Consider the following 22,584-nt stretch of genomic DNA (forward strand, 5'->3'; position numbering starts at 1 on the left):
AACTACTACGGTCTTTGTAGTTGTTTTTGTTTTGTTGTGTTTTTTATTAGTGATTTATTACTTGGTAGGGGCTTGAAAGGGGCTTATGAGGGGCTATTTATCGGTTACTTCGATTAGAAACACTCGATCTGAGAAGCCGCCTCGTTCTTTTGCTTTCTTTTTACGGATGTTGTTGATTTCTTCTAGTGTTGTGCCTTCGTGTTCGGCTAGGGCGTTTATTAGTTCTAGTAGGTCGGATAGTTCTTCGAGTTTATGTTCTTTAGTATTTGCTTCTAGATATTCGGTTAGTTCCTCTTCTGTTTTCTTGCAGATTTCTTTTATGTATTCGTCTTTGGGTAGGATTCTTGTTGTGGGGGTTTTTCCGTTGGATTTTATTATTTGTGGAATTTTGTTTCGGATTAGTTTGTTGTAGGTTAGCATGGGATTTCCCTCCGTTTGGTTTTTCTTCTATTATAATGGAAAAACAGTTTAACTAATGAACTATACCTCTAATTCTTTGACTATGTCTAATGATTAGAGGTATAGTTTTTTATGAATAAACTTACTTCAAAAGACAAGATAAATGCAGTAATATATTATCAATATGGAAACAATAGTATAAAAGATATTGCAATCTCATAATGAAAATAAGATTACAGCTGTCCGATTTTATCAATTTCATATGCCATTAAAGAAGAAACATCATCTCTCTTCAAATTCTTAACAAAATAAATTAATTCTTGCCCCTTTAAATCATCAGGAATAAGATGATCTATTTTATTAATTACCGATGAAGGAATACCCATATCAATTAATAATGAAAACCTTTCTTCCACACCTTCATTTTCTAAGTATGAAGCAAAAAAGGAATAATCCCCACTTGTAGCTAATCCTTCGTTCTTACAAAGCACCTTTTGTAGTGAATTAACTACATTTAACCATTTTGGAACTTTATATGAAATCCAATGACGTTTTTCTCGAAAAACATTTTCAATCGCAGTATCAATAACTCTTTTTTCTGTCCATTTTGGATTTTGTTGTTTTAGATATTTTTGCTCATCCATAATTAAGACATATAAACTGTTTGAAATGTGCTTTCTAATAGTTACAGGCAACTTATTTATAGTCATTGGCCTTGTTGTCTCAGTTGGCTTTAGAAGATAATTCCAAGACAAAGAAATTAAAAAATTAAGTTGATATTTATTAGGGAACTTATCCCACATAATTAACTCTGGATTACTTTTTAACTTTTGTCTTAGTTTTTTAATAATTTCTTTTTGTCCCGCTACTGAAACTGCATTCTTTTTAATAACTTTTAACAGTTCTTCATCGTAGTCATGTAATTCATCGTATCTTTCTAAATGTGATGTATGGACTTCATTCCTGTCTAAATTAACTAATATTTCATCATTAATATATTTTTGATCATGATAAGGTATATCTAAATTAATATCCTCTCTTTGAGGAACACTATTAAATATGTATACCTTCCCAGTGTAATGTTTTAACATTCTTCCCGCTCTACCCTTAATATTCGAAAAATCAAAGAAGTCCAGTGGATTAGGTCCTTTTTTATTATCAAAAATAAATACGTTTTTGGCAGAAGTATTTACTCCTTCTATAATCGTAGAAGTACAAAATAACACATCTAGCTTTCCTTCATTAAAATATTCAATCATAGAATGTACTAAATGTTTCGGTATAATCCCCGAATGAACACCAATATAATTCTTTATAAGATTATTGAAACCCCAATCCTCACTTAAGTTTTCTTGAATCCATTCACTTACGGGCAAACATTGCTCTTCTTTCACAAGTCCATTTTCATTTAGATAATCATAATATTTCACGGCTAAATTATATGCTCTTTGCGGTGAAGAAACATATACAATAGATTGCTCATGCCGCTGCGTATACAATAATTCAAACAACTTTTGTTCTTTTTCTTTTGCCTGCCTTCGTACTCCTGTCGTTTGATATTCTAAATCTACTTCAACAATTTCAGTATTAACCAATGAATATTGAGTTTTAAAAAATATTGCATTATACCTTTCTTTAAATCCTTCAGGTATATTGTCAATATTAGGACCTATAAAGTAAAAAATAGGATCCGATTTCAAAACTTTTCTTAAGGCAATATTTAATACATCCGATCTTTCATCATCTCTAAAGGAACTCAATTTATAAAATTCGTCTAAAATACAATAATCTATCTCCGGAAGACCTTCATACTCTAAAACCCTCTCCGCAGTTAATATAAAAATATTTTTAGACTCCATTTCCTGAGAAGTGTTTACAATAATATTATAATTATTAATAAACTTTCTTAAGCTTACCCTAGTTTCATTAATTAAAGCTAGCGTAGGCTGTATTATCAGTATATTTTTATACTTATTCAAAGATATGATTTCTTGTATCAATAAACTCTTTCCAAAGCTGGTTGGAGCGCTTACTATTAAATTCTTTTCTTCTGCAATTAAATTCGCTAAAATTTTTTGTTCTTTGTGAAAAGTAATATTCTCTAGTTTTTTAGAAGAATGATATGCTGAGCGAATTTCAGATGTAGTATCTAGCTGATTCTTGGCTTCAATTATTCTAAGTAAGTATGGATAAAAACCTGCACTTTCTATTAAATCTATCCATAAATCTTTTGTCGAATCGTCAACATTCTCCCATATATCTAATACTTTTATAATAATTTTATTAGCGATTTCTTCTGTGACTACATCTTTTTGCAATATATATTTCGCCAAAGAAAAACTTTCCTCAAAATTTAAACTTTCTATATTAGATATGTCTACTTGATTCCAATCCACTAAAATCACTCTCCTAACATTTGCAAATTTTTTAATTTACGATGCAATGCAGCAATTAATTTTTTCTTGCTTTCCAAAGGCACTAAAATTACTATAATATTCAAACGTTCATTCCACGGATGACTTCCTTTTTTTTTCATAAATCGTTTATTTAATTTAGATATTTCTTTTATATATTCCCTTTCAAACTCTGTAGGATCACCATACTTAGAAAAAACTTTAGTTTCATATGCACAAAACATAGGTACTATTATGTTATTTAATTTATCTGATAATTTAGTGTATTTATTTAATATATTAATAAAATGTTCAGGATCTGTTCCTGCATCAACTAAATTTTGCTTTGTATCTTTTATTCTTTTAGATATGATAGTAAACTCGCTTTCAAAATAGTCACTATTAAAATGCTCAAATAAGTCTTCGACTAAAGCATCTATTCCTCGTCCACCATCGGTATATATTTTAGATTCGCCTAGCCATAAAGTATTTTCTGTAGGATCGATATGAACTGAGTCAAATCCATGTACAGCATGTCCATATGAATCCTTAAAATAAATCTTTGCAACAAGGGGTAATGTATTAAAGAAATATTTTAAGATAAAATGAAGTATTAATTCTCCAAATTCACCTCTTTTTAAATATTTATCCTGTAGGTCATCACTCCAACATTCATTATTTAAATATGTTGTTGCCGCCTTTTCATATGCATCAATTTTATAAATAGAATTTGCAGCCTCTATCAATACACGTAATATATTCTCTTGCGCAACCATTACTCCTTGATGATATCCTAAAGCAAAACTAGGTATCTCTTCAGTTAACAGCGTTACAAAATCTTTAAGCATTTGCTCAAGATTCCCGTCATCATTAATGTCAAAATCTATAAAATACGAATGTAAATTAGTATCATTAATTTTACAAGTTAATACACTTCTAACTTCCACGGCTCTACTCAATTTACAACCACCTTAAATAATTTTAATTTTATTATAATTATAACGTATTTTAATTTATTATAATATACATATTATACACCTGATAAAACATTAACCAGAAAAAGGATTGAATAATATAAAAACTATTTAAAACAAATTATAATACATGGTTTGTGTCATACACATTGTTTACCACTGTTTGAAGCAGGAGCTAGTATTAAAGCTCCAGATCGTTTAGGTCACGCAGATATAAAAACTGCGATGGACATCTACACACATTACACAAAAAACAACAGAAGAAGCTATCCGAAAATTTGAAACCTCTCTGCAAATGTGACTACACTTTTGAATACTTCAAAAGGTAGAGTTAACCAGCATCACCTAAAGTCATTGGATTTTTTCACTTTTCACTTTATAATTTATAAATGTACAATCTAATAAGGATAGGAGAAGATAATTTTGAAGTATAGTCTACTCGAAAACGGTATAGATTCACTTAAAGCAACGTACATTTCCCTTGAAACATTATATGAGTTAGTAGAAGGTGTGGAACATCATGCAAAAGATGCAATTTTATCTCTAAATCATGCCAATGAACTTTTATTCAAGTTGTTACTGAAAAGAAATAGAGAGTATCTTATTTTCAGTGATATAAATTCTTATATGAATGCCAAAGAAAAAATGATAACACAACAAAAGACAAATATATTTGAAATCGCTCCCGGATTACAAACAGTAGGCTTCAGTGAAGCCATTAGAAGGCTAGAACTGTTATGTGATATCGAGGTACCATCAAAACTAAAAAAAAGCTTAATGTATCTCAATAAAAAACGTAACGAAATTATGCACTTTGAAATAGAAATGAATGAAGGGGAATTCAAAGCGCTAATAGAAAAACTTCAGGTCTGTTATGAATTATCCATCACTTTCTTCTCCCAACATGAATCTGATTTAGAAGATTTAATTGCCGAATCAAGATTTGAAGTTACAGTAGAGGACTATTTTGAACCTGATGTAGAAGCAATGGCTGAGGATGCATATGCAGATTGGATTGAAGGAGCCTATGAAGATGCTGGAGAAGGTAAATGGTGAAAATTGAATTTAAATAGAGAAAATAAAAAACACTTAGTTTTTAATTTAAAGTGAACCCGAATAAGTAGTACATAATAAAAACACTCCCATTGAATTCGCATACTAAGTATACAAATTCAATGGAAGTGTTTTTCGTTTGAAGACAAGTGCTCATTCCCCAGAAGAAATAAAGTGAAAAGTAATTGAAATGAATAAGGATGGCTATTCTAACCGAGGGCGAAAAGTAAAAAATCCCCTTCTCCACTCGGATCAAGGAAGTATTTATACAACGAAAGAATTTCAAGCGTAAATTAAAGGAAAAGGCATGATCACCAGCATGTCCCGAAGAGGAAATTCCCATGATAATGCGATCATGGAAAGCTTCTTCGGTCATTTAAAAGGTGAAACTTTCTATTCATAAAAGATAACAAAAGTATCCAACACAACCGTGCGAATTCAAGAAAAAATCAAACCACCTATCCCCTTTTCGGGGTTCACTTCAACTTGACGAGGTTTTCCATACAAAATATTAATTGTTATGCATCAATAAAATTAATCACAAATGACTTATACTATGCAGTCCTCAAAATTACATTTTAAACTTTTACTGTATTTCGGAATATCTAAGACCACATTTAGATCTCCCGCACCTAAATATTTCAGATTCAAATAAACTGAATATAATTCTGCATCCGATTCTGTATCGGTAAAAATTACATGTAAATCAAAAATTGAATTATCTCGTTTAATTTCTACAATAGCATCCATGGCTTTCGCAATATCAACACTTGTTTCAGACGCAAAAAGATATTCATCATCACAAGTTATTACAAATACACCTGGTAAGTTAGAGTGTTCATCAATAAACTTAAAAATATCCCCATTTAAAACGAACAACTCAAACTTTGAAAAGGATTGAACATGCTTTTGTAAAGGTAATAAACTGATTCTTAAATTATCAGGATCAATTTTTGCATAATCATCGACCAAATCATTGGCATAATCCAAAAAGCTTTCGATGTCAAAGTTTTCTTCCTTTGAATCCGCTTCCCTAAGTTTCCAAGTAAACGTCTCTGAGGGTAATCTAATTCCACATTGTAAAAGAATATCATCATACTTTGCAGTAACAGTATGAATTAGATTAGCAAAATATAAAACTTTCACAGTATGTAACTCATTTATACCTAAAGAACGACATAGTTTACTACAGTACCTCGAATAAAAATCCGGATTATCTTTAAAATTCTCATACCAGTAATTACTCATTTGTATACCTCCATTCTTCATAATTATTAAAAATATTTTAATATAAAGATTTTCATGAAATTAGACTAGAAGAATAAAGTTATTGTTTGCAAAATACAAAAACAAGAGCTTAGAACTCTCTTAAGTCAAGGATTCTAAGCTTTTTCTAGTTGCTATTGTATTATTCCACTCGATAAAATGGATTACAGATAAAACGTTAATATATAAGGCCATTACTTTATAGAACATAGCTAAAATTATCTTATTAAGAAATTTTAGTATCAGAGTTGCATCATTTTTTAAGTTCATCAAACTTCCACTTTAATAACTCCTGCGAAGGCCAATCCTTTTGATTTATTGGGAATCTAATTTTTTCTCTATTTATACTAACATCCTCATGTTTAAGAATGATAGTTCCGTCTTCACAAATTTTTAATTCCCCACGGTCAAAAGCTATTTCGTGGTTCGTACATAGGCAAATCCCATTTTCAATAACTTCCTCTCCACCTTTTGCAGCATCTTTAATATGAGCTGCTCGTAAGGAGCTAGGATTAGATTGTAAACAAACAGCACATTGATTCTCGTATGCAGCTAATACTTTTTTACGAAAATCTTTTTGATTTCCTCTGTAAACTTTTTTATATTTCACTTCAACCCATTCTTTTCCATTGTAAGGCATTTTTTTACGAATTTCAGATTCTGAAGGGAACTTAATTTCACCATTTTGATCACACACAGCATTTGGGATCATTGAAAAGCGCTCCATCGACATATCTAATAAAGCAAAACCATGTTCAGGTCCCAAAAACACTCGAGTTCTAACTTCATCAACAACATTATGTACCATTAAATATTCAATAGGAAAGCGACATTCATCAGGAAGAGCATCTAAGATGGATGGCTCAATACATCGATTTCTTTTTTCTCTTTTCGCTGCATTATTGAACTCTATTAAGATTTTTTTCGGTAAAAATTTCATGTTATTTTTCATTCCTCCCTTATAGCTATAAAGTTTAGATTGCACAACAGACTATTAACAATGGTCTTAACTAAATTGGTTTTTGACAGTAGCAAAATTGATAATTATTCTAAAAAATCTAAAGAAACTATTGTCAACTCTATATGATAGTTCTAATTAAAATATTATTAATAAAAACAAAGTAATTTGCATCACCCCTAGGTTTACGCCACTCACATGCTTCATTTAATAATTTTATATTCAGCTCTCAATCCAATTAGGCGAATCAATATCTTTTCTTAGTATGTGTCATCCTTAATACAACTCGTCATAAATCTGGATAATTTAATTATGATACATAAATACCCCAGCCAAACATAAAAGATAAGTCTCTTAAAATACGAATTGAAAGTTTTAAAAAATTTGAGCTTGCAAGGTTTCCGGGACTTATTTAATCTCCAATATTTCCTTCATATACTTTTTAAATGCATCATTTTTCCAAAATCCCAATCGAATCCCGTCAATCCCTCTAGTCATTAGAATATAGTAAATATTCAATACAAACAAAGTAAACTCTTTTGCATTTTCCGGGCTTTCATCGTCTTTAGAGAATTTGCCGTTTACATTATGGAAATTTTCTGGATTGCCGAATAATCGGCCCTTTTCGTCGACTTGAAGATCGTTGCCGACTAATACGCCGACTTTATTCAAGTCAATTCCCTGAACTGCAAAGACGGAGCCAATTTGATCTTCAGCATCGGCATCCTCTGAATAAACCCAATTTTCTTGAGTGGAATTCCATCTTCGTTTGATATTTCCTTCATGCCAATGAGTGATTGACGGGTCTTTGCCATCAGCCTGCTTCCAAGGTTCAACTAATCCACCTAGCACGCGGTTTATATGTTCAGGACTGTAATTTCTGTCTTCTTCTATCCAATCAATCAAATTCTTTAAAGGTTCTGTTTCGAAATATCCAAAGTAAGCATCAACATCACTATCTTGGAACACAGCTCTGTCAAATTTCGGGTTAAAATTCGTTTGTTCTAATAGACCGGTATCCTTATACAAAAGATATTTTATGCCATTTACAAAATCTTCTGACGTATAGTTCTTTCCCACTGGAGCTTGGATTCTAAATTGAGTTGTTAAGTATCTCTGTTTAAAGTCTTTCGTTGCTTCATTGAATTGCGCACGTGTCATATTGGCAGGGCGAATAGCTTGTAATACGTCATACATTAACACCATTTGGTCGCCTAATTTTTTTAAAGCCTCCAAGTGATTCTCGTCCTGAGCAAATCTTCCCTTATACACTTCGTTAAAAGATGCCATTTGCTTGGAAAATTTTCTAGAAAGCTTATGAGATTCGTCAACAATTACAACATCATAATTTTCATTGGCATTAATGAGCTGTGTCGAGGTAGCAATTGTCAAATTGCTGTTGTTCATTCCATATACTCTAAAGATATCCTTTGCCGTTTTAATCCAATTAGGCTGCAAAACGACCGCTATTCGATGATTAGGTTTTTCTTTCAACAGCTTAGCGACCAAATGAGTCAGCAATACGGTTTTGCCAGTCCCTGCATCTCCATTAATTACAAAGCTTTTATCAGGATTCGATTCAATCTCCTCAAGATACTCCATTTGCTGGCTTGTTAATTCTTTGATTGGGCTATATTTGATCAGTGCTCCATTACGTAGCTCCTCTAAAGTCGGTGTACTTACCCATTCTTTAGGGTATAGCACTTTTTCCCAAAAAGGCAAAATGATTTCTAGAGCAACCCTTTCTCGTTCTCTGTAGTCATTCACCCTGTTGCCATTGTTCCGATTAATAACCTCATCATTATCATATTGAACCAGCTGTTTTTTAGATTTTGGATTATCGGCCATAAAGTAGGTAATCAACTGGCTTTCGACATCATCTAAGGCTGAACCGTTAAAATAGGATGAAGTAAGAATAATTACTTGGTCGAAGTCTGCTATATTAAATTTTTCCTCTTGACCACTGTAGTGTTGCTTATTCCGCTCAGTAAATTGTTTCGTTTGTCCAATGTAAATCTTTTTTGACTTCGTTCCTTTGTAGATATAAACGACATTGCGATTTCTAAGAATATTTTGTTCAGGCTGGCGAAGTTCATCGAAACCTTCCAGTTCTCCATCCTTCACTTTCAATGTTATATATTTGTACTTAACCATTGTTCAATCCACCTCATCCAATTCATTATATTTCTTTTTTTGACCAAAGCTTTTTGGAACTGGATATTTTTGGTCATTCTTAATTAGTTTTTCAGCGATGATTTCATCGATATCAAAGCCTAGATTATCAGCCATCATATAAGAGTAAATCAGCACATCGGCCAGTTCTTCTTTGAGTCGCTCGGGATTTCCCTTGGCTTCCTCTGGTGTTTTCCATTGGAATAATTCTAATAATTCATTTGCTTCTAAAGAGATGGAAATGGCTAGATCTTTTTCATTATGAAATTGCCGCCAGTTACGTTCATCTCTAAATTGATTAATTCGCTTCATTGATTCGCTCATATTCATTTCCTTTCATACCTTCCAGAAAATGTTCCCTTATCTCTTGATTACTAAACCAGATATAGGTTTCTTTTCTAGCTCGTGAGTTCGTATTACCAATTTAATAACATGGAAAATTTTTCTTGCAATCTTATTGTTATTTTATCACAGATATTATTTGGCTTGTTTAACAAATGTAGAATCCCTCATCTTTTCTAAGGCAAATTATCAGCACTGATTTTTCTTTTCCCAAAATTTTTTTGTTATATGAAACATTAATACTATCGCTATCAAGCTAATCCTAATAAAAAAATACCCCCATCAGAATTTGACAGGGATATTTGCTTCCACGCTCCACCAATTTTTGGGCGGAGTACCAATTAATTTCGAGTAAAATTAACCTTCCTATAACTCGCAAATCCCTATTGAATCAGCGTAAAAACTTCATTTCTATTTTATAATTTATTCCGAATGGTAATGTACGGTACTCCCCCAATCCCTTACCTGACAGTATTTCTCGAAAAATCATATTGTTTTGGTGGTGTGTTTGGTGAGAAATGCAATTACCGAGCATTCAGGGAGTTAATGCACACTATATAACAGGCAAAGTCGCCAAACCGTTTTCTATCATTTTCTATAATTCCTAAATCGTCCATCCATTCAGAGTCCCATCCTTGATTTTTCATATATCTCGCCAGTAAATAGTTCTGGGAGTTCTTGTACTTCTTTTAATAACACATAGTTGTTATTGTGTATGTTTGAATGCCATATCCTACTGAGCGGATGAGGTGGTCTAGTTTTTTCCACGGCTCTAGTTCGAAATGTACATACTCATCGTTTTGTTGCATTTGAATGTGTTTGATTTTTGCTACGTATTGAATTTCGCCATTTTTTCCGGTGCATATAATGCTATGTACTTCGTTCCTTGCCATCCTGGTTTTAGCTGTGTGACTGGTAGCTGATATAAGCCTTCTTTCCTATATTTTTCATGGTCGTTTTCAGTTTTCACGCTTCCTACTAATACTTTTTCTTCTAGTGAAGAGTGCCATACTTCTTTTTACACACTACAGCATATGAGAAAGATCCATCCCATTCTGCCCACACCACTGAAATGAACCCACAAAAACCAACAAAAAACACATTACAATCCAATAAATAAGGCCATATCAAAAGCATACTCCAATGTCATTTTGATACAGCCTCATCTTATCTACCAATACTACTTCTTAATCATTGTAAGGACATGCTGGTATTAAAAACTTAATCTACCTACAAAACATTACTATCCTTTAAATAATCATAAAGCTTATTATCCATCGATTTCTCCATAATCATATTCATCGTAACAACCGGTAGTTCTTTTCCATTTTTATCTTGCATTTCAGTTTGTTCTACACTTGCTGTATCAGGTCTCGCTTTTCCTAAATAGTAAAAGTCGCTTCCCTCGTCATCATCTTTTTTTACAAAAATATGGACATCAATATTATTTTCTTTAGCAGCAATAATCGTCTGAACTTCCTTTGACTTTAACGTTCTATTACTTCTTGTATACCATTTAAGAACATCTTGATTAAGGAATTCATCGCCGTAGTCCACACTAGATTCTACCTCATCATTTTTATGGTATGTGATAAATATTGGACAAGTATAGTACTTTGTCTTATAACCATACATAGTTGAGCTCTCATCATTATGCCAATTTAAAAGTTTACAAACATCTTTTCTTGAGTATTTTTTATATACAGTAAGGTTACTATCACACTCATAGTTTTTGCTCTTTTCCCTTGCACATTTAATAATGTCCATAACCATACGCTTAAAGTATTCATTTTGTTCTAAGCTTTTTCGGATAGAATCATTAAACATATACGTCTTATCGTCCTGTAAAGAGAGAATTGGCTTTTCTCCATATTTCTTTTGGCTGTTTTGCAAGAAAAATTCTAATTCAAAAATTCGTTGCACAGAAGTAATCGTGTCATCATCTGTTAAGCAATTAGATTTTTCAAGTTGTTTTATATACTCATCTTTATCAACTTTTTCTTGCTTTAATAATAAGTCTAACAAGACGATTTCGTTTTTACGTTTTCCATTTAATACTTCCAATGAGAACATTGTTAAAACTTTATTTTCGTACTCTGTTAATGCAGGGACATCCTCTTTCATTTTCAATAGAAACTGATAATAATTCGAATATCCTTCCACAAGTACAACTGGATCAATAGAATGGTTTACTATAAAGTCATATAGATATGGAGTTCTTCCTATTCTATTTTTCAACTCACCAAAAGCTTCTTTTAATATTTTCATTGCTGTTAAATTGCTATTATTAATCGCTTTAAAGATTTGTTTTTTCGCTATCTCTTCAAAGTTAACTGTTGAAATACCTTTAATATAACTCGTGTCATTTGTATATCGACGTATATTATCTTTATTTTGTGATCTATCTCCTGAAAGAGCAATTGGAATTAAATAGTTGTTTTTATAGTTTCCAATAAAATCAATGATCGTAACAAAATCTTTCGAATCGTGTTTTCGAAGTCCACGCCCCAGCTGCTGTATAAAGATAATACTTGATTGAGTTTGTCTCAACATAACAACTTGATTCACACTTGGAATATCAATTCCTTCATTAAAAATATCTACTGTTAAAATATAATCCAGTATGCCATTTTCTAATTGATTCACCCGCAGTTCTCTTTCCTCTTGGGAATGATCGCCGGTTAATGCAAATGTGCGAAAACCTCTATTATTTAAGGCACATGATAATTGTTCTGCCTCATCTTTTCGGCTGCAAAACATTAATCCTGTTACTTTCTCACCAGAAAAACCATAATATTTTACTTTTTCAACTACATGATCCACTCGCTCTTCCGTAACAAGTTTAGATAAAGCAGTAGTGTCATCTATCTTTTCACCATTATATTCAAAATCAGTAACTCCAAAATAATGAAAAGGACAAAGCATATCTTCTTCAAGTGCTTCTTGCAATCGAATTTCATAAGCAATATTGTAATCAAATAGCTCATAAATATTAAAATTGTCTGTACGTTCAGGTGTAGCAGTCATTCCCATTAAAAATTTTGGTTTAAAATAATCAATAACCCTATGATAAGAACTAGCACCAGCTTTATGAACTTCATCTATTAAAATATAATCGAATAGCTCAGGATCAAATTGGTGTAAAGTGTCCTCTTTTGAAATGGTTTGGATCGTCGCAAATAAATATTTAGCATTCATTTGCTTATTTGATCCTGATAAAATTCCAAAATCCTCATCGGCTCCACCAAGAACCTTTTGAAAATCTGATTTTGCTTTATTTAATATTTGCTCTCGGTGAACAATAAAGAGCATCCGTTTAGGTGCAAAATTTCTAACATCAAATGCTGAAAGATATGTCTTACCCGTTCCAGTTGCAGAGATAACTAATCCTTTTTCTTTTCCAGCGTCTCGAATAGCTTGTATTTCTTTTAACGCAGCTTGTTGCATTTTATTTGGCGTAATTTTCAACGCTTCTTCAATTGCATTATGATATTGACCAGGTAATTCTATAACTCGATCTAACAACTTATTTTCTGCAACTTGTTCATATATTGTTTCGTAATTTGCAATTAACTCTTCAGTTAATACTTGAGAATGCTCCCAGACTTCTTCAAATTGATTTTTAAAATGTTGAACAATCTCTCCATCTTCATGCGATGTTAACTTGACGTTCCATTCATAGTTTACCTTCAAAGCATGTGCAGTCAGATTTGAACTACCGACAATTAATGAACAATGTGTTTTATTATCAAATATATACCCCTTTGAATGAAAACCAGATAAGTTTGTTAATCTTACTTCTACATTTTCAAGTTTCATTAATTCTCTAAACACTTTTGGTGTATTAAAATTTAAGAATGTAGATGTTAATATACGTCCTTTAACCCCTTTTTGTTTAAGATCAAGGAAATGTGATTTTAAAGTCGCTAGCCCACTTTCCGTAATAAAAGCCACTGAAAAAATAAAGGCTGTACTATTTTCAAGCTCTTCCAACAATGAGCTTAAAACATTTTCATTTTTTTTCGTATTGTTTACTAATAATTTAGGTTTATATATTCCAGGATGATTATGTTTTTGATTAATAAATCCTTTATATAAAGACCCTTCTAACTTTTGAATGAAATTCTCCATATGATCACCATTTATGACAAATTTTTATACTAATTGTATTACTCACTGATTTAAAGTGCAAATTTATTACAATAAAAAAACTATCCGCATAAAACGAATAGTTTTTAATCAAATTACTTTACAATCGATTCTTTTGATAATTTCTCAATAGTTGGGATATCCGCAGGTGCCCATTCTAAAGCTGCTAGTTCATTCGGATATAACCATTTAATTGCTACGTGCTCAGTTAGAACCGGACTTCCTTCAACAAGTTTACAATAGAAAGTTTTCAAATGAACAATACCAAAATCATACTCATAGGCTGTATAATCAATTTGCTCACCAATCTGCACGCTACAATGCATTTCTTCATCAATTTCACGCTTTAACGCCTCTTGAGGTGTTTCTCCCTCTTCTATTTTTCCACCTGGAAATTCCCACATAAGAGGTAGCGATTTAGATGGTCCTCTTTGTGCACATAAAATTTTCTCATCTTGGACAATTACTGCTCCAACAACATAAATATTTTTCTTCATTATATCCTCCTTAAATCTCACAGAAACTCTATAATTTACGTTCCCACACCTTATAGACTGAAAAATGCCTTTTATATCTTTTAACGACTAATATATTTTTAATCAGTAAGATAGATTTTATCTATTCCTATCTAGCACCTTTAATGTAATTAGCCTAACACTCTCATCTCTTTTATATTATATAGAAGTAACTACAAAAATAAAGCATGATTGAGCACTTCCCTCTTAAGCCTCTTTTTTCACCATCTCCTCATACCTAAAATTACTCTCCTCCAAAAACCCCCTACTCTCCCCACTATCCTTATAATAAGAATTCCAACCCCGCTCCCTCAAAATCCCCTTCCAACTCTCACTCTCCACCATCCTCTTAATAATACTATCCCAATAAGCAACCTCTTCCTCAGTCATATCTTTCGGGCCCATAATCCCTTTCCAGTGCTGGAAGATGACGTCGATTCCTTGTTCTTTCCACGTTGGGATTTCTGGTAGTCGGTCTAGACGTTTTGGTGCGGATACGGCTAGTATTTTTATTTTGCCGGCTTTGTATTGTTTTTCGGCTTCGGATAGGGTCATGGTTGCGGCGTTGATTTGTTTGTTCGTTAGGGCGTTGATGATTTTTTCTTTGTTTTCGTAGACGAAGAATTCTAGTTCAGCAGGGTTTATGCCGAACTCTTTGCTTACTTGTACGAAGGATAGGTGATCGTCGTTTCCTAGGCCCGGGGCAACGCCGATTTTGAAGTTTTTCTTATCTTTCTTTAGTTGTTCCATTAGTTGTTTTGCGTTTTCTATGGTGCTGTCTTTTGTTACGACAACTACTTCCCAATCTGATGCGAGTAGCGCGAGCGGTGTGAAGTCTTTATATGTTAGTTTACTGTGGCCTAGTAGGTTATTCGTTATGAGTAAGCTTGAGTTAATCGCAAGTACGTGACCGCCTTTTTGTTTCGTATATTTCCATCCGACATCACCGCTGCCGCCTACTTTGTTTGTGACTGTGATTGGTTTTGTGAAGATTTTTTCTTCTGTCAGCGTTTTTTGCATCGCTCGTGCCGTTAAATCCCATCCCGCTCCTTGAACGTTTGGCGCAACGATTTCTACTTTGTCTATGTTTACTGTATTCGTTTGAGATTTTTCTGAAGAACAACCAGCTATTACTCCTGTTATGATCCATATACATAGTAATAATCGTTTTTTCATAGTCCTTGTCCTATTCGATATTTTCGTTCTGGTCGTCCGATAATGCCGTATGTGTACTCTACTGTGCATTCGTTTGTCGCTACTAAGTATTCTAAATATCTTCTTGCGGTTGTTCTGGAGGCACCCATTTGTTCTCCCATTTCTTCTATTGTAATTCCCTCTTCGAATCCTTTTATAATCCCTTTCACCTTTTGAAGTGTTAGTGGATCAACACCTGTCGGTAAGTTTTTTATTTCTTGTGTTTGAGGAGTACCGAAGAAGTTATCGATTAGTGCTTGATTTACTTCATTGTTACTATGTAATAATTGCTTCTTTCTTTTATAGTCTTCAATTGTGCGAACGAATTTTTCTAACGTGACCGGTTTTATAAGGTAGTTGCTTACGCCATTTCGAATTGCTTTTTCTAACATATGGTTTTCATTCGCCGCAGTAACCATGATGACGTCAACGTTTGGAAAATCCGCATGAATTTTCGGCAATAAGTCTGTTCCAATTCCATCTGGTAAATAATTATCTAATAGAAGTAAATCGATTTCTTCCTTTTGTAGTAGTTCCATCGTTTCTTTTGCGTTCAATGCTTTTCCGATCACTTTTACGTCCTTTATTTTTGATAAAAACTCCTCTTGAATTTGCGCTACGCGGAAATCATCTTCTGCAATTGCAACCTTCAACATATGCCCATCCCCCTGTTTGTCTTATACTTTCTCTCAATGTTTTTGGAAGGTAAATTGTAAAAATAGCTCCCCCATTTTTCTCGTTTTGAATTTCAATTGTTCCTTCTAGTAGATCTACCATTTCTTTCACGTTTGCTAGCCCGTAACCACGATCGTTTCCTTTCGTTGAAAATCCTTTTTGAAAAATGGTACTTATTTTTTTTGCGGGTATCCCTGCTCCACTATCTATCACTTCAAACACAATATCGTGTCCAATATCCGTAACAAAAAATGAAACACTCTTCTCATTTTGATTACTCACCGCATCAAACGCATTGTCGATTATGTTTCCAACGATCGTAATAAGGTGTGAAACTTTTATATGATCTGATAACGGATGAAGCGCACTATCTTCTTCAATATGAAAATCAATTTTCTTCTCAGATGCTGTTCCGATTTTTCCTAATAAAATAGCTTGTACTTTCGCATCATGAATTTGATGGAATAAAATATGGTTTTGGCTTTGATGAATATTAGATTCTTGCTGGATAAATTCAATCGCTTCTTTGTAATGTCCTAACTGAAGTAATCCTGATAAGACAAAAAGCTTATTTGTAAATTCATGTGTTTGGGCGCGTAAGTCCTCTGAATACTTTCTTACTTCAGATATTGTATTCACTAGATTTTGCAGTTCTGTTTTATCTCTAAAACTACATACAACGCCTACCGTACTGTTATTTTCGAGTATCGGTGTCATATTTAAAATAAACACTTTATCTTGAAATGCGATTTCTTGATCGTTTTCTAGCACTCTTTCCATATTAAAATTCGGTAAAACTTTTAAAATGTGCTGTTGGATATAATCATCATTTACATGAAGCATCTCTTCTGCCGAAGTGTTCATCATAGTAATAAAACCGTTTTGATCAATGGCGATAATCCCTTCTTTTATAGATAGTAGTATTGCACTTCGTTCCCGGTATAGCGCTGCGATTTCATTCGGTTCCAGACCGAGTGTATCTTTACGAATACTACGCGCTAACAGAATGCCGCCAACAATTCCAACTAGTAATACCGCTAAAGAAAAGAGTATGATTTCTTTCGTTCTACTCAATATGTTAGATTCAATACCTTTTATTAAAAACTCTACTGTAACAACGCCTACTACTTGATCGTAGTCTCCGTTATGAACAATAATAGGTGCCTTCGCCATTAAAGCTGGACCACTTGCCCCATTTCCTTCGAGCGTATAATATCCCCCAAAGGTGAGCGCTTCATAGTTATATGGATTGTCGCTCTTTGTACCAATCAACTCCGAATTAGAATGTGAATACATAACCCCATAACGATCTTCTATAATTACATAATCTGCACCAGCTTGCTCACGAACTTGTTCCGCAATGGATTGAATAGTACTTTTATGCTCGTTGTATTGAAAAGCATCTTTTATAGCTGGCATAAAAGAAAGAGACTTAGCCGTTTGCAGAGCTAACTGCTCCACTTGACGCTTCGTATCAACGGACTGAATGTAAACAAATATTCCTGCTAACAGAAGAACGACAAATAAAATTAATGTAATAATTAAGCTTAATATTTTCATTTGTAATGACACTTTGCCTGACTTTTTCATACTTCATATCCTTTGATAAAATATTCAAAAATATCATTCTCCTTTTCTATTATTATGACAAAACTGAAAATGAATCAACTATTAAAAATACCCATGTACATAAAGTACAAAAAGAATAAAATTGTCATAATATTGAGATTTTAATCAAATAACAGTACAATTCAACTACATTGAACACGCTTTCATATATACCTTTTATTTATAAGCAAGAGGAGGAATTATTATGGCTCAAGCAAAATCTAACCGAGTCGCCGGCAATATCTTTAAAGGTTCCGTCGGCAATTTAATTGAATGGTACGACTGGTACGTTTACTCTGCTTTCGCTGTTTACTTCTCAGCAGAGTTCTTTCCTAAAGGAGATCCAACGAGTCAGTTACTGAACACAGCAGCTATTTTCGCAGTCGGATTTTTAATGCGCCCTATCGGAAGTTTATTAATGGGACGCTATGCAGATCGGCACGGACGCCGGGCAGCATTAACGCTTTCCATTACAGTTATGGCCGGTGGTTCTTTAATTATCGCCTGTACACCTAGTTACGAAAGCATCGGTATTATGGCGCCAATTATTTTAGTTCTTGCCCGTTTACTACAAGGATTATCACTTGGCGGAGAGTACGGAACTTCCGCAACGTATTTATCTGAAATGGCTAGTAGTGGACGCCGTGGTTTTTATTCAAGTTTTCAATATGTAACGCTCGTTGCTGGACAGATGGTTGCGTTAGGTGTTCAAATTGTTCTTCAGCAATTACTAAGCGAACCAGATATGAAAGCTTGGGGATGGCGTATTCCATTCATTATTGGTGCGATGGGAGCAGTAGCTGTATTGTGGCTTCGACGTACAATGGATGAATCAGAGCAGTTCTCAAATATGGAATCGAAAAACCGCGAAAGCGCAGGAACCGTTCGCGCTCTTATGAAACACCCGAAAGCAGTATTAACAGTAGTCGGCCTAACACTAGGAGGCACTGTTGCATTCTATACGTACACAACATATTTACAAAAATTCATGGTAAACACAGTCGGTCTCCCGAAAGAAGTTGTAAGCTGGATTAACTTTGTCGCACTACTTATTTTCGTCGTACTTCAACCAATTGCGGGGCTATTATCCGATAAAATTGGACGCCGCCCACTATTAATGGCTTTCGGTATTCTTGGAACGTTACTAACAGCACCAATCTTCTTCTTTATGGAAAAAACAACAGAACCAATCGTAGCATTTTTACTCATGATGGTCGGTCTCATTATCGTTACTGGCTACACTTCCATTAACGCAATTGTAAAAGCAGAACTATTCCCAACTGAAATTCGTGCACTCGGCGTAGGTTTACCATATGCACTAACCGTTGCGATATTCGGTGGAACAGCTGAGTTCATCGCTTTATGGCTAAAAAGTATCGGAATGGAATCACTATTTTACTTCTACGTAGCTGGATGTATCGCAATAAGCTTTATTACGTATTGGCGTATGGATGAGTCATCGAAGACTTCGCAGATTGAGGCGGAGCTTGGTAGTGGAGATAGCTTGAAGAATGGTACTAGTTCAAAATAATAAAGTATAGAAGATCATCTTGAACAGGATGACTTCTTTATATAACACCCCTCAAAGAGAATTTTTTCTCTTTGAGGGGTGTTATTTTTCAATTTTCACTCGGTCTAGATTTATAATCTTTCTTCCGAGCAAACCCCATGTTTTGCTTTTTCTTTTAATTCTTAAGATACCGATTGTGGTGAGTTTGACGACCTTTTTTTACTTTTAAATACTTTTTGAACGGGCAACCAGAACAATCCCACACAAGCCACCCCACTCCTTCCCGCGCAAAAGATAAAAGCACCTTCAATTAGCTGTAACACCAATGGATTCTTTGATAGTTTGTTCGTAACAAATAGTATGATTATAAATTTTAAAAATAAATGTTATAGTCAATCAAAATAAAAGGCGTGAGCTATTGGGCTCACGCTTAAGAAGAATTTTAATTTAAATGTTTTTATAAAAGTTAATTTTTTAGTTATTATTTTTATACATTTTTTGTTCTTGTCCCCAAACTTCAATTAAATTTCTAAGTTCAGTTGTTTCAATCTTACATATATTAGGATCATGGATAGAATATAAATCTACAAGTATAGTTTCATCCTTTTTTACTTGAATTGCACATAATGTACCTTGAAATTCATTATATTCTTTTAAATTATTTAATACTTCATCAATTTTTTGTAACCACCATTTAACTGGAATCCCTTGGATATCGTTTTCTAAAAATGTTGCTACAATTTCTAGTTCTTTTGGTAATTCTATTTTTAAAGAATCTAGGTCTTCATTTTTTGTCACTTTATATATATTTCATTTGTAACTACTCAGCTACCCTAAGGTTTTAATGGTTTAATATTTTGATTTTCAAGTTTGCCTTCACAAATTCCTGTTAACACTGATAATAAGAAAAACAGGCCGTAAAACGGGCGATCAATTTGATCATAAAGGTCATACGCTTCGCCAAGTGGAACATCCGAATCATGTGGTTGTTCAGCCTGTAACAATTACTAACAGCGCGTAGAAAACGTTTGGATAAATAAGAAGCAAATAAATTATTAAAGGGTTGTAACCCCTACTATAAGAAATACTATTATTACCAAAGGAAGAATGATAATCATAAAGGACACTATTATTGTTAATAATGCTTTCCATGCTGAAAATTGGTGTGCTTCTCCTAAACATTTTAAGGAAATAATGATTGTCCAAATTCCAATAACTATATCAATTATGGCAAAAATAAGAAACAAAATCGTTAAAGTTATGCTACTATCCATTTCCGGTGTCTCACTCGTAAAGTTTTCTATCCCAAACAAGAAAAATGAAGGCACCCAAACTAATATAAGAGAGTAAACGTAAGGGATATAAGAATAGGCAACTGAGTAACGTGTTTTTTCAAAGGTACCTTGTCCACCAAGTTTTTTTGCCACCCAATTGAATAACGCTGGTAGCAAAAAATAATAAATTAAGAAAGCAACGAAGGTACCGAATATAACTATTGAGATTATTGAAAATGGACTACTTATTGAATCCGCCATATTTTTAGAAGATGCTCGATCTAAAGTCTGTACGAATGAGCCTAATAAAATGAGTAAAAACACATTCTTAGGTTTGGATATAAAAATTTCTTTCATTGTATCACGTGGTTTTGTCCAAATGGAGAACCAAGGATTAAGTGCACGTTTAAATTGATTTTCTGGAGTTTCCATATAAAAAACATTCCCCTTTCTTAAAACATATTAAATATAATTTCCTAATCATCCCAGTTATGTACATAGAAATATTAAAGCATAAATAGTCGGTTATTTAAATATAAATATTCAATCATTTAATTTCATCTGAAACTTAGGGGGAGTGCTTCTTAGCAATTACCTCTATATTGTCTTGCATTTTTAACTATGGGCTGAGTAGTTACTTTCATTTTTGAGTAACTCACATTCTTTAATACATTGGATAAACAGTTATAATCTTATCATTAATAAGAACAAACCTAATTTCCATTCCTTCAGATGTTTTACCAGAATATAATCTTCCACTTATACATCTTTTATTGCTATAAGCCTCGTGAATGGCTTCCATAAGAAGAATGCGCTTATATACTTGAAATGCAACAAATTCTCTTTAAAAGCCTATACGTATTTTCCCTCCATCTTCTATATGCTTCGTAAATAATAATACTTATGGAGTTCTATAATCATATAAATCAAAACAAACGAAATCACTGTGCATGCAGACATAAATACAATTGCCCCCATGCTCCAATCACTTTTTCTACGTTATGAACCCCTCCAAAACCAGGATGTAGTGGCATCGGAACACCAACAGCTTGACCACCACCAATATGGTGATGAACTAATTTAGTTCCACGTAATCCTGTAAAATTATATTGTGGAAATTTCCCTTTAAATCCTTAATGATTTATTCATATTTTGAATTCCCCTATCACATAAGTAATATCATTTCTTATTAAATTTACTGTGCACCAGTTCAAAGAATTTATTTGCACCAAGTGAAATTGCGCCAATAATAAGAACACCCATAATAAAATAAATCTTTTTAAATAAGTTGTAAGGAGATAAAATAGCAACTACAAGAAGTATTATAATTGCAACGAATGTAACTAATTTCCCAACTTTAAATGCTTGCATATCAGCTTTCCTCTTTCTTTGGTTTTTCAAATTTAATAACCCCTACAAGACCAAACTCTTCCCCAAAGTATCCCCCATTTTGAGCTCCAAGCTTTGCTTTAAAACCGAATGTACCTAATCCTACTTCCCCTTTTGCTATTACATCGCAGTTTCCTATAAAGTGAAACTTTAATCAGTAGGGGTTTTGTTCATCCCCTACTGATTATTAGTTGAACCAATCGGACTTTTACGGGCTACCCGTTAATGCGGGATAAATGTTATGCAATTTCAAATAAATTTTTTAATTCATTGCACGTTGAAAAAACGAAGTTTGGTTGCAAACTTCGCTTTTATTTATAAATGGCATGAATCGTTTCGATTACTTTCCCTATTTCTAGATCATATTCAATTAAGCAATCCTACAAATGCCTCTTCTTCCTCATCTATAAAACCTACAAATATAATTTCTTCAATAGCATCATGATTAAATACAAATGTATAATCAGGATCAATATATCCTTCTGGATAAAAACAGCCTATGTAGTCATACATAACCGGTTCTTCAACCATAAGTAGTTGTTTTCTTCCGTAAATTACAACCTTTTTTGTCCCACCTTTTAACAGAACAATAGAGCCATTTGGTAACAGCTTTTCTTTAGAAAATTGCATAATTCTCCGCCCTTTCTTATACGGCTTATATATTTTTCAAAGATTATTTGAATAGCGCAGAATCTCACTTGCACCATCCTGCC

19 protein-coding genes and 3 pseudogenes are annotated in these 22,584 nt (G+C 33.2%); 3 read left to right on the forward strand and 19 right to left on the reverse strand.

Translation table 11 applies throughout. The features are described from left to right. Positions 1 to 93 precede the first annotated feature (93 nt). The 3 genes from MKX77_RS19345 to MKX77_RS19355 all read right to left on the reverse strand — a co-directional run bounded on the left by MKX77_RS19345 (position 94) and on the right by MKX77_RS19355 (position 3,751). Positions 94 to 420, reverse strand: a complete 327-nt coding sequence (locus MKX77_RS19345) for a nucleoside triphosphate pyrophosphohydrolase (protein ID WP_341307531.1) — start codon at positions 418 to 420, stop codon at positions 94 to 96. Positions 421 to 632: 212 nt separating this feature from the next. Continuing rightward, positions 633 to 2,795 carry a DEAD/DEAH box helicase gene (locus MKX77_RS19350; RefSeq protein WP_341307532.1) on the reverse strand — a complete coding sequence of 721 codons (2,163 nt, stop codon included), beginning with the start codon at positions 2,793 to 2,795 and terminating at the stop codon, positions 633 to 635. Positions 2,796 to 2,800: 5 nt separating this feature from the next. Continuing rightward, positions 2,801 to 3,751, reverse strand: coding sequence for a HamA C-terminal domain-containing protein (locus tag MKX77_RS19355; protein WP_341307533.1), 951 nt, complete (start codon positions 3,749 to 3,751; stop codon positions 2,801 to 2,803). A 438-nt stretch (positions 3,752 to 4,189) separates the two neighbouring features. On the opposite strand from MKX77_RS19355, the gene MKX77_RS19360 reads away from it, so the two are divergent. After that, positions 4,190 to 4,822, forward strand: a complete 633-nt coding sequence (locus MKX77_RS19360; RefSeq protein WP_341307534.1) for a hypothetical protein — start codon at positions 4,190 to 4,192, stop codon at positions 4,820 to 4,822. A gap of 211 nt (positions 4,823 to 5,033) precedes the next feature. Further along, positions 5,034 to 5,334, forward strand: a pseudogene (locus tag MKX77_RS19365) (hypothetical protein); the annotation flags it as partial. A 34-nt stretch (positions 5,335 to 5,368) separates the two neighbouring features. On the opposite strand, the gene MKX77_RS19370 reads toward MKX77_RS19365, so the two are convergent. The 10 genes and pseudogenes from MKX77_RS19370 to MKX77_RS19415 form a co-directional block, all read right to left on the reverse strand. Further along, positions 5,369 to 6,067, reverse strand: a complete 699-nt coding sequence (locus MKX77_RS19370; protein WP_341307535.1) for a hypothetical protein — start codon at positions 6,065 to 6,067, stop codon at positions 5,369 to 5,371. 271 nt (positions 6,068 to 6,338) lie between these two features. After that, positions 6,339 to 7,037 carry an HNH endonuclease gene (locus MKX77_RS19375; RefSeq protein WP_341307536.1) on the reverse strand — a complete coding sequence of 233 codons (699 nt, stop codon included), beginning with the start codon at positions 7,035 to 7,037 and terminating at the stop codon, positions 6,339 to 6,341. Positions 7,038 to 7,451: 414 nt separating this feature from the next. Next, positions 7,452 to 9,197, reverse strand: a complete 1,746-nt coding sequence (locus MKX77_RS19380; protein ID WP_341307537.1) for a DUF2075 domain-containing protein — start codon at positions 9,195 to 9,197, stop codon at positions 7,452 to 7,454. 3 nt (positions 9,198 to 9,200) lie between these two features. Beyond that, positions 9,201 to 9,539 carry a nucleotide pyrophosphohydrolase gene (locus MKX77_RS19385; RefSeq protein WP_046198893.1) on the reverse strand — a complete coding sequence of 113 codons (339 nt, stop codon included), beginning with the start codon at positions 9,537 to 9,539 and terminating at the stop codon, positions 9,201 to 9,203. 678 nt (positions 9,540 to 10,217) lie between these two features. Next, positions 10,218 to 10,575, reverse strand: a pseudogene (locus tag MKX77_RS19390) (restriction endonuclease-like protein); the annotation flags it as partial. Between the two features lie 212 nt (positions 10,576 to 10,787). Further along, the gene (locus MKX77_RS19395; protein ID WP_341307538.1) at positions 10,788 to 13,688 is read right to left on the reverse strand and encodes a DEAD/DEAH box helicase; all 2,901 of its coding nucleotides are present in this window, start codon (positions 13,686 to 13,688) and stop codon (positions 10,788 to 10,790) included. 113 nt (positions 13,689 to 13,801) lie between these two features. After that, positions 13,802 to 14,203, reverse strand: a complete 402-nt coding sequence (locus tag MKX77_RS19400) for a (deoxy)nucleoside triphosphate pyrophosphohydrolase (protein WP_000739608.1) — start codon at positions 14,201 to 14,203, stop codon at positions 13,802 to 13,804. Between the two features lie 225 nt (positions 14,204 to 14,428). Next, complete coding sequence (locus tag MKX77_RS19405; protein ID WP_341307539.1) at positions 14,429 to 15,397, reverse strand: tripartite tricarboxylate transporter substrate binding protein; 969 nt, start codon at positions 15,395 to 15,397, stop codon at positions 14,429 to 14,431. Then, a complete protein-coding gene (locus MKX77_RS19410; RefSeq protein ID WP_341307540.1) occupies positions 15,394 to 16,071 on the reverse strand; it encodes a response regulator in 678 nt (225 codons plus the stop codon). Before MKX77_RS19410 ends, MKX77_RS19405 begins: the two co-directional genes overlap by 4 nt. Then, positions 16,043 to 17,680: a sensor histidine kinase gene (locus MKX77_RS19415; RefSeq protein ID WP_341307541.1), complete on the reverse strand. Its 1,638-nt coding sequence runs from the start codon at positions 17,678 to 17,680 to the stop codon at positions 16,043 to 16,045. The genes MKX77_RS19410 and MKX77_RS19415 overlap by 29 nt, the downstream gene beginning before the upstream one ends. A 223-nt stretch (positions 17,681 to 17,903) precedes the next feature. On the opposite strand from MKX77_RS19415, the gene MKX77_RS19420 reads away from it, so the two are divergent. After that, positions 17,904 to 19,229: an MFS transporter gene (locus MKX77_RS19420; protein WP_328009645.1), complete on the forward strand. Its 1,326-nt coding sequence runs from the start codon at positions 17,904 to 17,906 to the stop codon at positions 19,227 to 19,229. A gap of 453 nt (positions 19,230 to 19,682) precedes the next feature. Here the strand turns inward: MKX77_RS19420 and MKX77_RS19425 are convergent, their stop codons facing one another. From MKX77_RS19425 to MKX77_RS19450, 6 genes and pseudogenes are all read right to left on the reverse strand, one after another. After that, positions 19,683 to 20,006: a hypothetical protein gene (locus MKX77_RS19425; protein WP_002010945.1), complete on the reverse strand. Its 324-nt coding sequence runs from the start codon at positions 20,004 to 20,006 to the stop codon at positions 19,683 to 19,685. Positions 20,007 to 20,041: 35 nt separating this feature from the next. Next, the gene (locus MKX77_RS19430; protein WP_002010943.1) at positions 20,042 to 20,212 is read right to left on the reverse strand and encodes a hypothetical protein; all 171 of its coding nucleotides are present in this window, start codon (positions 20,210 to 20,212) and stop codon (positions 20,042 to 20,044) included. A 51-nt stretch (positions 20,213 to 20,263) separates the two neighbouring features. Continuing rightward, the gene (locus tag MKX77_RS19435) at positions 20,264 to 20,914 is read right to left on the reverse strand and encodes a Yip1 family protein (RefSeq protein ID WP_002010942.1); all 651 of its coding nucleotides are present in this window, start codon (positions 20,912 to 20,914) and stop codon (positions 20,264 to 20,266) included. Positions 20,915 to 21,423: 509 nt separating this feature from the next. After that, positions 21,424 to 21,600: pseudogene (locus MKX77_RS19440) on the reverse strand (hypothetical protein); the annotation flags it as partial. A 61-nt stretch (positions 21,601 to 21,661) separates the two neighbouring features. Next, positions 21,662 to 21,853, reverse strand: coding sequence for a hypothetical protein (locus MKX77_RS19445; RefSeq protein ID WP_002125631.1), 192 nt, complete (start codon positions 21,851 to 21,853; stop codon positions 21,662 to 21,664). 384 nt (positions 21,854 to 22,237) lie between these two features. After that, on the reverse strand, positions 22,238 to 22,501 hold the full coding sequence (locus MKX77_RS19450; RefSeq protein ID WP_001160636.1) for a DUF4176 domain-containing protein: 264 nt from the start codon (positions 22,499 to 22,501) through the stop codon (positions 22,238 to 22,240). Positions 22,502 to 22,584: the final 83 nt, after the last annotated feature.

The sequence above is a fragment of the Bacillus sp. FSL R9-9410 genome (assembly GCF_038050385.1).
Lineage (GTDB): Bacteria > Bacillota > Bacilli > Bacillales > Bacillaceae_G > Bacillus_A > Bacillus_A cereus_U.

Bases quoted from the DNA above. Each gene is read 5' to 3' on its own strand.
- MKX77_RS19345 (WP_341307531.1), bottom strand. From the start codon at position 420: ATGCTAACCTACAACAAACTAATCCGAAACAAAATTCCACAAATAATA.
- MKX77_RS19370 (WP_341307535.1), bottom strand. From the start codon at position 6,067: ATGAGTAATTACTGGTATGAGAATTTTAAAGATAATCCGGATTTTTAT.
- MKX77_RS19375 (WP_341307536.1), bottom strand. From the start codon at position 7,037: ATGAAAAATAACATGAAATTTTTACCGAAAAAAATCTTAATAGAGTTC.
- MKX77_RS19380 (WP_341307537.1), bottom strand. From the start codon at position 9,197: ATGGTTAAGTACAAATATATAACATTGAAAGTGAAGGATGGAGAACTG.
- MKX77_RS19385 (WP_046198893.1), bottom strand. From the start codon at position 9,539: ATGAGCGAATCAATGAAGCGAATTAATCAATTTAGAGATGAACGTAAC.
- MKX77_RS19395 (WP_341307538.1), bottom strand. From the start codon at position 13,688: ATGGAGAATTTCATTCAAAAGTTAGAAGGGTCTTTATATAAAGGATTT.
- MKX77_RS19400 (WP_000739608.1), bottom strand. From the start codon at position 14,203: ATGAAGAAAAATATTTATGTTGTTGGAGCAGTAATTGTCCAAGATGAG.
- MKX77_RS19405 (WP_341307539.1), bottom strand. From the start codon at position 15,397: ATGAAAAAACGATTATTACTATGTATATGGATCATAACAGGAGTAATA.
- MKX77_RS19410 (WP_341307540.1), bottom strand. From the start codon at position 16,071: ATGTTGAAGGTTGCAATTGCAGAAGATGATTTCCGCGTAGCGCAAATT.
- MKX77_RS19415 (WP_341307541.1), bottom strand. From the start codon at position 17,680: ATGAAAAAGTCAGGCAAAGTGTCATTACAAATGAAAATATTAAGCTTA.
- MKX77_RS19420 (WP_328009645.1), top strand. From the start codon at position 17,904: ATGGCTCAAGCAAAATCTAACCGAGTCGCCGGCAATATCTTTAAAGGT.
- MKX77_RS19435 (WP_002010942.1), bottom strand. From the start codon at position 20,914: ATGGAAACTCCAGAAAATCAATTTAAACGTGCACTTAATCCTTGGTTC.
- MKX77_RS19445 (WP_002125631.1), bottom strand. From the start codon at position 21,853: ATGCAAGCATTTAAAGTTGGGAAATTAGTTACATTCGTTGCAATTATA.
- MKX77_RS19450 (WP_001160636.1), bottom strand. From the start codon at position 22,501: ATGCAATTTTCTAAAGAAAAGCTGTTACCAAATGGCTCTATTGTTCTG.